We start from the raw sequence: 15,772 nt of genomic DNA, 5'->3' as shown, positions 1-15,772 counted from the left end.
GATTTGAAAAGTCGTTAGGGGTGCTTGCAGAATACGCTGCGGCTGAGAACAAACCCTCGAACCTGATCTGGATAATGCCAGCGTAGGAAAACGGTCGGAGAATAATTAGTTAAGCCGTTTTCCGGAACGGCTTTTTTATTTCTTAACCGTCCGTTTTAAAACGGACTATCTCCTGTTTAAACAGGATGGAGGAATAAAATGAAAAAATTAATTATTCTTTTTTTGTTTATAACAGTCCCGCTTTTAGCCCAAATAAAAGAATTGGGCGGGAGAGTCCTTAATTATTACGACCGGGAACCTATTCCACTGGTTAATATAATAATCAAAGGGACCTCAATCGGTACATCAACAAATGAGAATGGTGAATTTGTTCTTATAGGGGACCTTACTCCAGACGCCATTTTAACATTCAGTCATATCGCTTTTAAATCGTTTCAGATTTCAGTCTCAGAATATCTTCAAGGTAATAAAATAATTCTGCTGAACAGCAATATCATTTCCAGTCAGACTGTTCTTGTTCAGGGATCAATTGCAAAAGAGGGAATAACGCCTGTCACATTTTCAAAAATTGATCGGAAGGAACTTGAGCGATCCTATACAAACCAGGATATTCCTGAAATATTAAGTTACCTGCCTTCTGTTATGTTTTATTCAGAAAATGGAAACGGATTGGGTTATAATTATTTGAGCATAAGGGGATTCGATCAAAGGAGAATTTCAGTTGCTATAAACGGAATTCCGCAGAATGACCCTGAAGATCATAATGTCTACTGGCTCGATTTCCCGGACCTTCTTGAAAGTACTGAGATTATTCAGGTACAGAGAGGAGCGGGTTCGGGTATTACAGGTTATCCTTCAATTGGCGGTTCCATAAACATAATTACATCTGCTTTTTCGGATAAACCCAGAATGGAATTCACCGCGTCGATAGGGGATTATAACACTAGGAAATACGGACTGACTTATTCAAGCGGACTGGTAGGTAAAAAATATTCCTTCTATACTAATTTATCAAAAACTTTAAGCAGCGGTTACAGAAATTTAAGCTGGATTGATTTTAATGCATTCCATTTATCAGCTGTTAGATATGATGAAAAATTAACTTCTCAAATAAACATATACGGCGGTCCGATTGCCGATGGACTAGCTTATAACGGTCTGCCGAAATTTGCTGTTAACAATCCGGATTTACGTAAAGAAAATTTATCATACTGGGAAGCGGATCAGAATGGTTACACATATAAGGCCCTTCGAAGACCGGATGAGATCGAGAATTTTTCTCAATCTCACTTTGAATTGCTTAATGAATACAGAATGAGTGACCGTGTTATATTCAATTCAGCGCTTTTCGCTGTATTGGGCGACGGATTTTTCGATTATGACGGCTCCTGGGGCGATACAACATATTTCCGTCTAACCTCTCAAAACGGTTTTATGCCTTTAACAAATCCATCCAACGTATTAATTCGGGCAATGGTAGAAAACAAGCAATTCGGCTGGATCCCCCGTATTAGTATTTCGCATCAGTCTGGAGAACTGATTCTTGGAGGTGAAATCAGGAAACACCAATCGGTTCATTGGGGCAGCCTAAATTATGGTGAGAATCTGCCCGCTGGTATTACTAAAGATTTCCGGTACTATTATTATGAAGGCGGCAAAGACATTGTAAATTTCTTTCTCAATGAGAATTATTCTCTTAATGAACGGATAAATCTGCTTGCCGAATTACAGTTTGCATATCATAAATATTCAATAAAAAATGAAAAATACCTTAACAATGAATTTGAAATTGACGGCATTTTCCTGAATCCCAGAGTTGGAATTAACTATAGAATAAATGAAGATCATAATATTTATTTTTCTTACGCGAATGTTACAAGAGAACCGAGATTAAAGAATTACTATGATGCTGCCGAATCAAGCGGGGGTGCAGTACCGCAGTTCGAAATTACACCAGGGGGCAGGTACGATTTTTCCAATCCTCTTGTAAAACCAGAACAGATGAATAATTATGAACTGGGAACATTTATCAACGGAACTGATTTATCCGGATCGGTCAATCTCTACTATATGATTTTTAATGATGAGATCGTTAAAAATGGTAAGCTGGACCGTTTTGGTCAACCCGTCACCGGGAATATGAATAAAACAATTCACTATGGAATAGAAGGCAGTCTCGGTTATAAATTGAATCAATCATTTGATCTTGTGCTGAACGGTTCATTCGGTAAAAATTATATAAGCAACGGATTTACATTTTATGACGATGGAAGTCCGGTGCCGTTGAAAGTTGACCTATCAGGAAACAGAATCAGCGGTTTCCCCGATGTTACATTTAATGCAATTATTAATTATCATTATAATAACTTTTATGCGAAGCTAACTGCAAAATATGTCGGCGAATTCTATACGGATAACTACGACAACAATCTGACCCGTTATTTAAATCTGTATCCCGGATTAACAGATTATACGGATAATAAAGTGGACTCTTATTTAGTACTTAATTTCTATTCGAGTTATGAATTGAATCCGGATCCGGTTATGGAAAGTATAAAAATATTTATTCAGGTAAATAATTTATTTAATAACCTCTTTGCCTCATACGGAATAGGGAAGGAATATTTCCCTGCCGCAGAGAGGAACTTATTAATCGGAATGCGGATCGGCTTATGAAAAAATGTATTATTCTTGCTAACGGTGAAGCCCCGGACCGGAAATTGATTTCTTATTTAAAAGATTCCGGCTATTCACTCCTTATCTGTGCCGATGGAGGCGCGAATACTGCTTATAAGTATAAATTAATTCCCGACCTAATAATTGGAGATCTTGATTCGATACGGAAGGATGTTACAGAGTATTTTAATGATAAATGCGTTATCAATAAGATTAATCGTCAGAACGATACAGATGTTGAAAAAGCTCTAAAATATGCAATATCAAAAAATTATAAAGAAGCGGTTCTTCTCGGAGCTACCGGCGACCGCCTCGATCATTCATTCTGTAATCTTGGTATAGTTCTGAAATTTTCTAACCGGATTTCTGTTACCGTAATCCATAAAAAATCTTTGCTCAGGACGTTTAAGGGGAACACCGTTTTAAATACAATACCAGGCGAAACAATCTCTATTTACGGATTTGACGAATCGGCTAAAATTACTTCCGTCGGATTGAAATTTCCACTTAAGAATATTGCTCTCCCATTCGGAAAACGGGAGAGTACAAGCAATATTGCTACTTCTGATATGCTGAAACTTAAGATCCTTAATGGATCAGTTTTTATTGTCCGTGATTTGAAGGTGATGAAAGAGAATGGTCTCATTTAGCAGTACTGATATAATAATAATCGTTACTTTTTTTGCTGTGATGGTTCTTATAGGATTCCTACCCTCGATCCGGAAAGATGATACTGCAGAATCTTACCTTTTATCGGGAAGGAAAGTAGGTCTCTTTCTCTTTATCCTTACAAATGTATCTACCTGGTACGGTGGAATTCTCGGAGTAGGTGAATTCACTTATAAATTCGGATTATTGAGCTGGTTTACACAGGGATTACCTTATTACATCTTTGCGATTGTTTTTGCTTTTTTCTTAGCGCCGAAAATAAGGAATGCCTCACTCTTTACTATACCAGATATGCTTGAAGCCAGATATGGCCATCTAATCGGTCTTTTATCATCAGTTCTTATTTTTATACTCGTTTCACCGGCACCTTATATTTTAATGGTCGGAAGCCTGCTTCAGCTAATTTTTAAGACAGATCTGCTTACATCAATTATTATAGCTGCTCTATTTTCATCAATATACTTGATCAAAGGAGGTTATAAAAGTGATCTCTATACTGATGTATTTCAGTTTTTCATAATGTTCGCAGGATTCATAATAATTGTTATTGTATCGTTTAAGGATGTAGGCGATCTGAATTTTTTGGCAAATAATTTGCCTCCCGATCATCTCAGCTTAACCGGAGGTGCTTCCTCATTCTATATACTGGTCTGGTTTCTTATAGCGCTATGGACTTTTGCTGATCCGGGATTTCATCAGAGATGTTATGCGGCAAAGGACTCTTCGACCGCAAAATGGGGGATAATAATTTCTGTATTACTCTGGGCAGTTTTCGATTTTTTGACAACTACAACGGGACTTTTTTCAAGGGCATTAATCCCCGGTCTGGAGAATCCTGTAATGGCATTTCCTCTCTATGCTGAAAAAATATTATCCAGCGGTCTGAAAGGTATTTTCTATGCCGCGCTGTTTGCAACAATTCTTTCTACTTCGAACAGCTTCCTTTTCCTCAGTGCAACCACTTTTGGAAGAGATTTAGTCTTTAAACAATTGAAAAATCGGGAGAAGGCGGATTTAATACTCTTTACCAGAATCGGTATATTGATATCAGCTATCGTTGCAATACTTCTTGCGTACACTGTTCAATCTGTTATTAATCTCTGGTTTGTTGTTGGAAGCTTTTGTATACCGGGAATTATATTACTGATTTTCGGGGCTTACTACGAAAAGTTCAAAGTGGGGTATAAATATGCAATTAGCGAAATAATTGCAGCTCCTTTATTAAGTGTAATATGGTATTTCATAATAGATAAAATTGAAAATCAATATCTTCAATTGGTTGAACCGATGATAGCCGGATTAATTGCAGCACTGATAATTCATTTAGCTGGATTAATAAAAAAAGAGCGGTTAAATTAAACCGCTCTTATAATGGTTTAAGGAAGAAGAATTCCAACTGCAAGTACTGTTGTCCATAATCCGTTTTTATCGCCCTGTGCAGATTGGGTAACGTTAAAACTTCTTACAATTTTACCCGACATCTTATAGACCTGTTCACGTTCATTCCAGGCCTTTTCGGCCTCAAACTCTATACCAAGAGTAGTAGCTAGCATTGTAGCAGCAAGATCCTCCGCATAATCTCCCGCAACTTTTTCCGTTTCACCGTATGGATGATGTTCTGAAAGATATCCGTACATTGTTTTATTAGCCGGAATTGCAACTCCAAGAGAGGAGGCAATTAAACGGTTCGGTTCATTTGTAGCGTTTCTTGCCATTACACAATGTGTAATCTGGCCGGGTTTCAAGAGTTTCAAACCCTGCGTTCTTGAAATGACTTTGGCACCTACCGGGAAAATACTGCTTACAGAAACAAGATTACATATTTCGATCCCGGCACTTCGAAGAGCTAATTCGAAGGATGCAAGATATTCTTTATGCTTTCCTACTCCTTTGGTGAAGAAGATTTTTGTTGGAACGTACAATTTGCTATTCCTCCCTATTTATGAACAAACAATTTTAATAAAATTTCTTTTACCTACTTTCAGTACTTTACTCCCTTCAAGTTTTATAACCTCTTTAATGTCGGAGATTTTATTACCGTCTACAGTAACGCCACCCTGCTGTACCAGCCTTCGAGCTTCTCCTTTAGATGGAGCAAAGCCTACTTGAACTAACAGATCGAGAATTTCAATACCTGATTCATTAGCCGGAATTACAATCTCCGGAATTTCATCAGGCAATCCCTTTTTTACAAATATTTTGTCGAATTCATGTTCTGCAATAACGGCAGCTTCTTCTGAATGATACATTGCCACTAGAGTCCTGGCTAACTTCCTTTTGATGTCCCTGGGGTTAACTGTTTTATCTTTAAGCAGTTCACGGATTTCTTTCAGGTCCTCATTCGATATATCCGCAGTCAATTCGAAATACGGATAGATCATGCTATCAGATATAGATAAAGTCTTTCCATAGATTTCCTTTGGAGGTTCATTTATGCCGATATAGTTATCCAGGGACTTGCTCATCTTTTCTACGCCGTCTGTTCCTACCAGTAGAGGCATTGTAAGGATTACTTGTGGGTCTGCTCCGAATTCACGCTGAATATCACGCCCAACGAGGAGATTAAATTTCTGATCAGTTCCGCCCAGTTCAACATCGCTCTTAATTGCAACTGAATCCATTGCCTGTGCCAGCGGGTAGAGGATCTCGTGCATCAAAATAGGTATTCCACCCTTATAGCGCTTCGTAAAATCGTCTCTTTCAAGCATTCGGGCTACAGTATATTTGGAAGCCAGACGTATTACATCCTCAAAACTCATTTTTCCGAGCCACTCGGAATTGTAAACAATTCTGGTTTTTGCATTGTCAAGAATCTTGGAAGCCTGCTCAAAATATGATTTGCCGTTCTCTCTGGCTTCTTCAAACGAAAGAGGGGGTCGGGCTGCATTTCTTCCGGATGGATCGCCAATCATTCCGGTAAAATCACCTACAATAAGTACTGCGCTGTGTCCAAGTTGCTGGAACTGTGCAAGTTTTCTCAACACAACGGAATGCCCAAGGTGAAGGTCGGGACGTGTAGGATCGCAGCCTAACTTTATAATTAGCGGTTTGTTGTCTTTTAAGGATTTTTCAAGTTTCTGAATGAGTGCTTCTTCGGGGATAATCTCAAAGGCTCCACGTTTTATGATATCCATCTGTTCATTTACGGGAGGGAATAAGTCTTTTTTACTCAATAGTGGTCTCCGGTTAAATATTATTTCAGCTTTCGCTGAAGTTCACGGCTAATTTCTCTTTTAGCTATATCTTCACGCTTATCGAACTTCTTTTTACCTGTTGCTACTGCAATCTCAACTTTAGCCTTTCCATTTTTGAAGTAGAGTCTTAGTGGAATTAATGTATTCCCTTTTTCAGCAGTTGCTTTTATTAATTTTCTTATTTCGTTTTTATTGAATAACAGCTTCCTTTTCCGGACAGGGTCGTGATTATTTATACTGGCCTGGTCGTAAACATTAATATTAGCATTGTAGAGCCAGACCTCACCGTTCTCAACACTTGCGAAGCTGTCAACAAGCGAAGCCCTGTTAAGCCTTAAAGATTTAACTTCGGATCCTAATAAAACGATACCGGCTTCAAACCGCTGCAGAATAAAGTATTCATGCTGGGCTTTCCTGTTAACTGTTAAATTCTTCTCAGAAGTATTATCGACCATAATTTCAAAATGCCGGACAAAATTTATTTTTATTGACAAATAAATGCAAGAATTTATCCGATTCCAAATGATTTTTATCAAATTGTAATAACTGTCCGGACAAATTTTTTCCATTCCAAAACTTTCATTAAATTTTCACCCAACTTTTAAAGAGAATCATGGCCGAAAAGCATTTCTTTGAACAGAAGGAATATACTCTAAACTATCTTCTTCCTTATTTCCAGAAAAACATTCCCGGATTTAATGATATGACAATACTTGAAATCGGGTGTGCGGAAGGAGGATTGATTGATGTATTGACCAAAACCGGATTTGATGCTACAGGCATAGAGTTGAGCAGGGACCGGATTGACATTGCCATGAAACAGAATTCTTCACTTAAAATTATTCAGGGTGATATAACAGATCAGACGCTGCCTGACAGAATTGGAAGAAAATTTGATTTAATAATAATGCGTGAAGTGATTGAACATGTTCATAATAAATATGCACTTTTCAATAACCTCAATAATCTGTTAAATGAAAACGGATATTTGTTTATAACATTTCCGCCAAAGTATTCACCGTTTGCCGGTCATCAGCAGATTGCTAAAAGTTTTTTGAAATTTATTCCATATCTGCATCTTCTGCCGGAGCCTATACTGCGGCCTATCGCAAAATCATTGAATGAAAGAGTTGATTATGTTGATGAAATTAAATTGCATTATTCAACCGGAATGAAAATCGGCCTTTTCGAGAAATATATTTTTTCAAATAAATTAATCCCGGTCAAGAAAGAATTATTTCTTTTCAGACCGATATACGGCTACCGGTATAATCTGCCGAAGTTTAAAATACCCGGCATACCTCTGGTTAGAGAAATTGTAACATTTGGTTATGAAGGTTTATTTAAGAAAGTTTAAGTTTTTGAAAACAACACACGCGAGGTTGAAATGTTAGAAATGCAGAAACGGCTTAGTAAACCGTTCTATTCAATACTTAGTCTGCCTGCCACAGCAATGGGATTTGCCCTATCAATTCAGATTGCTGCATTAAGCTGGTTGATGCGCACAAAATTTAATCTGGACCTCCACGAGATCGGTTTTGTCTGGGCAGCCGGACCTCTCGCTGGAATTATTGGCCAGCCCATTGTCGGACTTATAAGCGATAACGTCTGGTTCTGGGGCGGAAGACGCCGGCCATTTATTCTTATTGGCGGTAGCTTAGCGGCTCTTATGCTTTTCGCTCTGCCGAATATTGGCGAAATTAGTGAATTATTCGGAATGACAAGTATTATTGTAGTTGCGGTTGTTGTTGCTCTTACACTCGACCTTGCAATAAATATCTCTTTCAACCCGACCCGTTCAATTATTGCCGATGTAACGCCCGAAGGTGTACCACGTACCAAAGGATATACATGGATGCAGACAATATCCGGATCGTTCGGTGTACTGGCTTATGCAATCGGTGCAGTATTCGGAAATTATTTCCTGATCTATTTCGGAGTTATACTCGTACTGTTGTTCTCAATTGTTCCCCTTTTCTTTATAAAAGAAAAAAAAGAATTGACAGTTGAAAAATCTCAGATTAGTGAAAATCATTCGTCGAAAACCGACTGGAGTCAGTTCCTTAAACTCTTATTTGCACATTCATTTTCGTGGATCGGTGTGCAGACAATGTTTGTTTATATGATCGGATACGTAGAACAGAAATTGAATCCCTCATCAATTGATGAAACAGGTCAGATATTATCCATCTCTTTCTTAATTCTTAATGCGGTAGGCGCGCTTCTGCCGGCATTCGTTCTTGAACCTGTAACAGAAAAAATAGGAAGAGTAAAAACTCATATGCTCGCAGTTGCAATAATGTCTCTTGGATATTTTGGAATTGTTCTGTTCGGCTCCTCTTCTCTTATAGTTTGGATTCTAATGGCTGTATGCGGAATCGGTTGGGCCGCAATTGTAAGCCTTCCATTTGCTATTATGTCGGAAAAGGTAAATAAGTCGAAGATGGGTTTCTTTATGGGGATTTTCAATTTATCAGTAGTTCTGCCTCAATTGTTTGTTAGTCTTGTACTCGGATCTTTCATACAGAATTCATCTGATAAAAGTCTTATCTTCATTATCAGCGGTGTAACACTTCTAACTTCTTCGCTTCTCTGGGTAATGGTTAAAGATAATCCGGTAACAAAACAATCACAAAATAGCAAAGTAGGATCAGGACATTAAAATGAAATACTCAGATTTCAAAAAATACATTGTATTATTTATTCTGTTAGTATCAAACCTTTCTTATGCACAGTTTGAAGTCGAGTTCAATGAAACAAAAGGAAGTCTTACTTTATCTGACAATTTGAAGCCTGAATTCGGAAGATATGACGGTTACAGGATTCCGTTATACAAAGGTGAAACCGTTAATTTTATTGTCTTTTCAGAAAAATTTAATCCTGGATTGATATTCGTTACACCGCAAGGCGATGTTTTTAAGCAGAGCGATAAAACTACACCGGGATTTGCAAGCATCATTACTGATATTACAGAAGACGGTGAATGGATACTTTACGTAGTAGGAGATTCTTCTTCTGTAGGGGAATATCAGTTCCAGTATGCAATCGCGGGATCAAATTCAGTATCGCTACCGGCTGATGCTGACTTCTGCACTTCACTTCAATTTATTCTTGCTCACTCAAATGCATTCTTCCTGCTGTTAGAAAACCGGTATGATTCTTCAAATTCATTTATTAAACTGAAAGGTGCAAAAGATTCATTTATTGACGAGAGTGACGGTTCCTTTACTTCAGTCTTCCTGGAAACAGATAACTTGAACGAGGCAGAAAAACTTCACAAAGACTTAATCAATAGTATTTCAAGTTGCCTCGATAAGAACTGGAAATCGGGATCCTCCGACTGGAGAAAAAATGTAGATTACAGAGTTAAAGAAACAGTATTTACCGAAAATATTAAAGATTCATACCGTATTATAAAAATAGAATTGCTCGATCTGAAAGGTTCTAAAGAAAAATTCTTATCGGATTATGCAGTTCAGGTTGTAATTAATAAAAACCGGTAGCAGAGCTGTAGAATAGCTCTGCTACTTAATTTTATCTTACTTCATCAACATCGTTTACGAACATTACAAGTATCCCTGCCACTATCATCGAAAATCCGCCAAGCAGCAAAGCATAGATTGCTTCGTTTGCAAAGAGACTTCTAACAAAGAATCCGAGTATAGCAGCGGCTGTAATCTGAGGTATTACAATGAAGAAGTTGAATATCCCCATATATACTCCCATCTTATGCGAAGGGAGGGAACCGGTTAGTATTGCATAAGGCATTGCAAGAATTGAAGCCCACGCCAGTCCGATTCCAAGTTCAGCAATTAGAAGTAATTGCGGATCCTTTATTACATAAAATGACGAAAGACTTATACCACCGATAACAAGACTGATCATATGAACAGTCTTGCGGCTGGTCCGGCTGGCAATCCACATGATTGCGAATGCCATAATTGCCGCAAATCCGTTATAGACTGCCATTAATACACCAACCCAGTTTGCTCCTTCGTTATATAATTCCGAAGTGTTGTCTGTTGCGCCGTAAATATGATGTGTAACGGCAGGTGTTGTATAAATCCACATCGCAAAGAGGGCAAACCAGGAAAAGAACTGAACATAGGACAGCTGGATCATTGTCTTAGGCATTTTATATAAATCATTAATTACTTCAACAAATCCGTTCTGCTTTTTACCGTTTGTCATTAATCCAGAAATTATCTGAAGAAGACCAAATAGACTTATACCGCCGAATAGAACTATAAGGCCAAGATCGATATAAAGAAAATAGTTGAAGAAGGAGAGTAAAATTAATCCTGCAACAACCCAGATCAATCCGTTTCTAAATAAAATATTCCGGTTTACCGGTTCTGTAGAGTAGGTGATCTGTTTGGATTGGGAAGAAGATTTTTCGGCCTCGTCGAATTTCTTTAATTGTTCTGGTGAATATTCTTTAGAGCTGAAGACAGTCCAAACTACTGCCAGCAGGAATACAACTCCTCCGATGTAAAATGAATACTTAACGGAGTCGGGGATTTCTCCTGCCGGCGCCGTATTCGCAATACCAAGCCAGTTAGTCATTATGTAGGGGAGGGCTGAAGCAATTATAGCTCCTGTCCCAATGAAAAAGCTCTGCATAGAGAATCCAACAGTCCTTTGTTCGGAAGGAAGCATATCGCCTACGAATGCCCTGAAAGGTTCCATTGAGATATTGATTGATGCGTCTAGTATCCAGAGCATTCCTGCAGCAAACCATAGGTACGGTGAATTTGGCATTATAAGAAGTGCGGCCGATGCAAGTATTGCACCTACAAGAAAATACGGTCTTCTCCTTCCAAGACGGTTCCATGTCTTATCGCTCATATGGCCTATTATCGGCTGTACAATTAATCCGGTAACGGGTGCGGCAATCCAGAGGATCGGTATTTTATCGATCTCAGCTCCGAGAGTTTCGAAAATACGGCTTACATTTGCATTCTGCAGAGCAAATCCGAATTGAATTCCCAAAAAACCGAAACTCATATTCCAGATCTGCCAGAAACTTAATTTGGGTTTGGACATTGTTATTCCGCCAGTTTAGTGTAAACTCCGGTTTTCAATTTATTTCAAATAAGATGGAGATTCAATAAGAATATTTGAATGATTGAACAGATTATATACCGGAAAATTTTTATTTTGTCGGTGAATTTACAGACCTTCTAATAATGAAAAGCCAAACTTCAAAAAGAAAGAAAGATCATATTGAATTATGTTTAACGGATGATGTCAAATTCAATTACCGGACCAATGGTTTTGAGAATTATGAATTCGAGCATTTTGCTCCAACGGAAGTGCGAATAGAAAAAATCGATCTATCAACAAATTTCTTTAAGAAGAAAATATCCTATCCGTTTCTGATCTCATGCATGACCGGCGGCACAGGCGAAGCAGCAAAAATAAATGAAAAACTGGCGATTGCTGCCAGACATCTGAATATTCCGATTGGTGTGGGGAGCCAGAGACAATCCCTAGAAAATTCGAATCACCTTAACTCATTTAAAGTGATTAGAAAGAATGCCGGCAATGTTCCTGTTATTGGAAATCTTGGTGCAGCACAGGTGGCCAAATCAAAAAATATTGTTGAAAATGTACAATACCTTTCAGATCTAATAGAAGCAGATGCATTCGTTATCCACCTTAATCCACTTCAGGAGTTAATTCAACCCGAAGGCCAGACCGATTTTAAAGGTCTTATAAAAGCCGTTGAACGGCTTGCGGCAAAATTGAAAATACCGCTTATAGCTAAAGAAGTCGGGTCCGGCATTTCTGTTGCGGCCTCTAGAATTCTTCTTGAAGCCGGAGTAAAAGGGATTGATGTGGCGGGAGCGGGTGGTACAAGCTGGGCCGCTGTTGAATTGATCAGAAGTAAAAAAGAGGATCAGTATTTCAGGGAATGGGGTCTGCCGACTTCATACTGTCTGAGGACAGTGAATCAACTCAGAAAGAAATACCGTTTTATGCTGATTTCCTCGGGAGGAATAAATATGCCTGAGGAAATTGCAAAATCTCTTTTACTCGGCGCCGATATAGCTGCCTCAGCCAGAAAAATTCTCCAGGTTGTGAATTCTTACGGAGAATCAGGTGTTATAGATTTAGTAAATGAATGGTTCAACGTTGTTAAAAAAATAATGTATCTGACCGGCTCACCGGATATAAAAAGTTTCAAAAAAAAAAATCTAATTAGAAAATCGGAGCTCTATTGAAAACTCTTACGAGTGAATTAATGTACCGTAGCGAATTAAAAAAAATTGAATCGAAGCTGGCTCTCTATTTTAAGGGTAAAAAACCGGAATCGCTTTATCAACCGAGTAAATACGTCCTCGAAGGCGGCGGTAAAAGAATACGTCCTTTTTTAGTTCTTTCTTCAGCTAAGGCAGTAGGCGGAAAATTTAAAGATGCATATAACGCTGCTCTTGCTGTAGAACTTCTGCACAACTTCACATTAGTCCATGATGATATCATGGATAATTCTGATCTCAGAAGAGGCAGGTTGACACTTCATAAAAAGTACGACACCAATACTGCTATTCTTGCCGGTGATATACTGGTTGCATTATCATATGAGAATCTTCTTAAAGACTGTAAAAAAGACTGTGCGGAAATTCTAAAGATATTTACGCAGGGAATTATTGAAGTTTGCGAAGGTCAGAGCCTTGATAAAGAATTTGAGCTGAGGAAGGTCGTTACAATAAAAGAATACAAAGTAATGATCTACAAAAAGACCGCTGCACTTGCTGAAATGTGCTGTCTTATTGGCGCAGGTATAGCAGGGGCTGATGAAAAAAATATCAAAGCTGCAGGAAATTACGGGAAATATCTCGGAATGGCCTTTCAGATTCAAGACGACCTGTTGGATATAATCGGTGAAGAGGAGAAGTTCGGCAAGAAAATCGGCAGCGATCTCGTCGAAGGAAAGAAGACTTATTTATTTCTACGTGCATTGGAAAAATCTTCCGGTAAAAACAGAAATCTCCTCTTACAGTTAATCAGAAACAAGGGGATCGACAGATCGGAAGTCGGACGGTACAAGAAAATTTATGAGGATCTGAATGTTATTGAGGATGCAAAGAAAGAAATTCTACGGTACACTCAATTAGCATTAAAAAATTCTTCTTATCTTCCGGATGAAGAAGGAAGATTACTAATGAACTGGCTTGCTAATGCATTAATCGGTAGAAAGAAATAATGATTGAACGAACTGTAAAAATAGTGAACAATGCAGGACTTCATACACGTCCTGCAGCAACGATTGTAAAGCTTGCATCAAAATACAAGTGTGAATTTTTCCTCAATAAGGACGGAATGCATATTAACGGAAAAAGTATTATCGGTGTGATGACGCTGGCTGCAGAGAAAGGTTCTGAAATCGTATTAACATTCGACGGTCCCGATGAGAATGAAGCCTCACTTGAAATAATCGACTATTTTAACAGAGGATTTGACGAGATGTAACATGGATAAAAAGGCAGACAACATATTAAAAGGAATTGCAGCGGCCCCGGGTATTTCAATTGCCAAAGCATTCATATACGAGAAACAGAAAGAATCTGTCTCGGAAGATTCAATTACAAATATCGAGGAAGCTCTACAAAACCTGGATTCGGCTCTGGCGCAATCCAGGAAGGAACTCAGGAAAATCTTCTCCCTTGCGGTAGATAAGCTTGGCGAAAAAAGGGCAGCTATCTTTGATGCTCAGATTATGATTCTCGACGATCCGATACTCATCTCTACAATTGAGAACAGGATTAAAAAAGAAATGAAAGTCCCTGAATATATTGTTGAGGACGAAATCTCAAGGTATACCAGGATTATGAATTCCTCTAACGAACCTTACATGAAAGAGCGTTCACATGATATAGAGGATATTAAAAACAGAATAATTAGGAATCTGAAAAAGAAAAAACTTAAAAGCAGAATTTCTAGCGACCTAATTGTTATTACACAAAATCTCTCACCGTCCGATACTGTCCTGTTCGCACGTGCTGATGTTAAAGGTTATGTTACTGATTTTGGCGGTCTTACATCCCATGCTGCGATACTTGCAAGGTCATTAAATGTTCCTGCAGTAGTAGGCGTACATGAAGCTACAAATAAGATTAAAGATGACGACCTGATAATTATAGACGGCTTTTTCGGCCAGGTTATAATCAATCCGGATGAGAATCAGCTAACTTCTTATAAAGAGAAAATTAGAAAACTCTCCCAGCACGATGAAGAACTGAATAAACTGAAAGATCTTCCTGCAGAAACAATTGACGGCAGGGAAGTTAAGCTACTTGCAAACCTTGATGTTTCGAGCGAAATGGATTTTATTCTTCATAATAGAGCTAATGGGATCGGCCTTGTTAGAACTGAGCAACTGTTCGAAGAGTATGAAGAATTCCCGGATGAAGAATCGCAATACCAGATCTATAAGAATATTTCTGAACAGATCTATCCTGAAACAGTGATAATAAGAACTTTCGATATTGGCGGAGATAAAGTACTTCCGGTTGACCTCCATGAACCGAATCCGATGCTCGGATGGCGAGGAATTCGTCTCCTTCTGGATAACCCGGAACTCTTTAAAGTCCAGATTAAAGGAATCCTCAGAGCCAGTGCTCATAAGAATATTAAAATTATGCTTCCGATGATTGCATCGATCTATGAAATAAAAGAATCCAAGAGAATTATTGAGGAATGTAAAAAAGAACTGAAAGCCGAGGGGAAACAGTTCGATAAAAATATCGGAATAGGAATAATGATCGAAATACCTTCGGCAGCCGTGATGGCTAAAGAATTTGCTGCTGAAGTGGAATTCATTAGTATCGGCACTAACGATCTTATCCAGTATCTGCTTGCTGTTGACAGGGGTAATGATATTGTATCCCGTCAATATCAGGAATTTCATCCGGCAGTTGTAAGAACACTGCATCATATTATCTCCGAAGGTAAAAAAGCCGGTGTTACGGTTAGTATGTGCGGAGAGATGGCTGCCGATCCGTTCGCTGTCCCGCTTCTTATCGGCCTTGGCTTGGACTCGTTAAGTGTTTCTGCCTCCGCTATTCCTTTAATTAAAAAAATCGTAAGAAGTCTTAATTATAAAGAGCTTAAAACTCTGGCCCAGGAATGCATCAATTTCAGTTCAGAGAAGGAGATTAGTCAGCACCTGCACAATTTCTTTAATTCACAAATCCAGGATCTTATCAAAAATTTAATAAGAGGATAAA

14 protein-coding genes and 1 riboswitch are annotated in these 15,772 nt (G+C 38.4%); of the genes, 10 read left to right on the top strand and 4 right to left on the bottom strand.

Annotated elements, in window-relative coordinates; all coding sequences use genetic code 11:
* Positions 1–6: 6 nt before the first annotated feature.
* Positions 7–106: riboswitch (TPP riboswitch) on the top strand.
* A gap of 92 nt (positions 107–198) precedes the next feature.
* Genes PLZ15_10415 through PLZ15_10405 form a run of 3 tightly spaced genes read left to right on the top strand, consistent with a single transcriptional unit; the run spans position 199 to position 4,704 of the window.
* The gene (locus PLZ15_10415) at positions 199–2,676 is read left to right on the top strand and encodes a TonB-dependent receptor (GenBank protein HOI30158.1); all 2,478 of its coding nucleotides are present in this window, start codon (positions 199–201) and stop codon (positions 2,674–2,676) included.
* A complete protein-coding gene (locus PLZ15_10410) occupies positions 2,673–3,326 on the top strand; it encodes a thiamine diphosphokinase (GenBank protein ID HOI30157.1) in 654 nt (217 codons plus the stop codon). The genes PLZ15_10415 and PLZ15_10410 overlap by 4 nt, the downstream gene beginning before the upstream one ends.
* Entirely contained in the window at positions 3,313–4,704 is a 1,392-nt protein-coding gene (locus PLZ15_10405) for a sodium:solute symporter family protein (GenBank protein ID HOI30156.1), read from the top strand. The genes PLZ15_10410 and PLZ15_10405 overlap by 14 nt, the downstream gene beginning before the upstream one ends.
* A 17-nt stretch (positions 4,705–4,721) precedes the next feature.
* Here the strand turns inward: PLZ15_10405 and PLZ15_10400 are convergent, their stop codons facing one another.
* The 3 genes from PLZ15_10400 to smpB are packed head-to-tail and all read right to left on the bottom strand — an operon-like array spanning position 4,722 to position 6,994.
* Positions 4,722–5,267 carry an arginine decarboxylase, pyruvoyl-dependent gene (locus PLZ15_10400; GenBank protein HOI30155.1) on the bottom strand — a complete coding sequence of 182 codons (546 nt, stop codon included), beginning with the start codon at positions 5,265–5,267 and terminating at the stop codon, positions 4,722–4,724.
* An 18-nt stretch (positions 5,268–5,285) separates the two neighbouring features.
* Positions 5,286–6,518 (bottom strand): tyrosine--tRNA ligase, encoded by a 1,233-nt coding sequence (gene tyrS, locus PLZ15_10395; GenBank protein ID HOI30154.1) that lies wholly within the window; start codon positions 6,516–6,518, stop codon positions 5,286–5,288.
* A gap of 20 nt (positions 6,519–6,538) precedes the next feature.
* Positions 6,539–6,994 (bottom strand): SsrA-binding protein SmpB, encoded by a 456-nt coding sequence (smpB, locus tag PLZ15_10390; protein HOI30153.1) that lies wholly within the window; start codon positions 6,992–6,994, stop codon positions 6,539–6,541.
* Positions 6,995–7,152: 158 nt separating this feature from the next.
* Between smpB and PLZ15_10385 the strand changes: the two genes are divergently transcribed.
* Genes PLZ15_10385 through PLZ15_10375 form a run of 3 tightly spaced genes read left to right on the top strand, consistent with a single transcriptional unit; the run spans position 7,153 to position 10,042 of the window.
* Positions 7,153–7,896, top strand: a complete 744-nt coding sequence (locus tag PLZ15_10385) for a class I SAM-dependent methyltransferase (protein HOI30152.1) — start codon at positions 7,153–7,155, stop codon at positions 7,894–7,896.
* A gap of 30 nt (positions 7,897–7,926) precedes the next feature.
* On the top strand, positions 7,927–9,201 hold the full coding sequence (locus PLZ15_10380; protein ID HOI30151.1) for an MFS transporter: 1,275 nt from the start codon (positions 7,927–7,929) through the stop codon (positions 9,199–9,201).
* A gap of 1 nt (position 9,202) precedes the next feature.
* Complete coding sequence (locus PLZ15_10375) at positions 9,203–10,042, top strand: hypothetical protein (protein HOI30150.1); 840 nt, start codon at positions 9,203–9,205, stop codon at positions 10,040–10,042.
* A 31-nt stretch (positions 10,043–10,073) separates the two neighbouring features.
* On the opposite strand, the gene PLZ15_10370 is transcribed toward PLZ15_10375, so the two are convergent.
* Positions 10,074–11,585, bottom strand: a complete 1,512-nt coding sequence (locus PLZ15_10370; protein HOI30149.1) for an MFS transporter — start codon at positions 11,583–11,585, stop codon at positions 10,074–10,076.
* A 143-nt stretch (positions 11,586–11,728) separates the two neighbouring features.
* Between PLZ15_10370 and fni the strand changes: the two genes are divergently transcribed.
* From fni to ptsP, 4 genes are read left to right on the top strand one after another with little or no spacing between them, the layout of a single operon-like run.
* Complete coding sequence (fni, locus tag PLZ15_10365; protein HOI30148.1) at positions 11,729–12,766, top strand: type 2 isopentenyl-diphosphate Delta-isomerase; 1,038 nt, start codon at positions 11,729–11,731, stop codon at positions 12,764–12,766.
* The gene (locus tag PLZ15_10360) at positions 12,763–13,749 is read left to right on the top strand and encodes a polyprenyl synthetase family protein (GenBank protein HOI30147.1); all 987 of its coding nucleotides are present in this window, start codon (positions 12,763–12,765) and stop codon (positions 13,747–13,749) included. The genes fni and PLZ15_10360 overlap by 4 nt, the downstream gene beginning before the upstream one ends.
* Positions 13,749–14,015 (top strand): HPr family phosphocarrier protein, encoded by a 267-nt coding sequence (locus PLZ15_10355; GenBank protein ID HOI30146.1) that lies wholly within the window; start codon positions 13,749–13,751, stop codon positions 14,013–14,015. Before PLZ15_10360 ends, PLZ15_10355 begins: the two co-directional genes overlap by 1 nt.
* 1 nt (position 14,016) lies before the next feature.
* Entirely contained in the window at positions 14,017–15,771 is a 1,755-nt protein-coding gene (gene ptsP, locus PLZ15_10350) for a phosphoenolpyruvate--protein phosphotransferase (protein HOI30145.1), read from the top strand.
* The last annotated feature ends 1 nt before the right edge of the window (position 15,772 follow it).

This window comes from Melioribacteraceae bacterium, assembly GCA_035362835.1.
GTDB lineage: Bacteria > Bacteroidota > Ignavibacteria > Ignavibacteriales > Melioribacteraceae > DSXH01.
The sequence above is the reverse complement of the archived record's forward strand: the minus strand, read 5'-3'. Positions and strand labels throughout refer to the sequence as shown.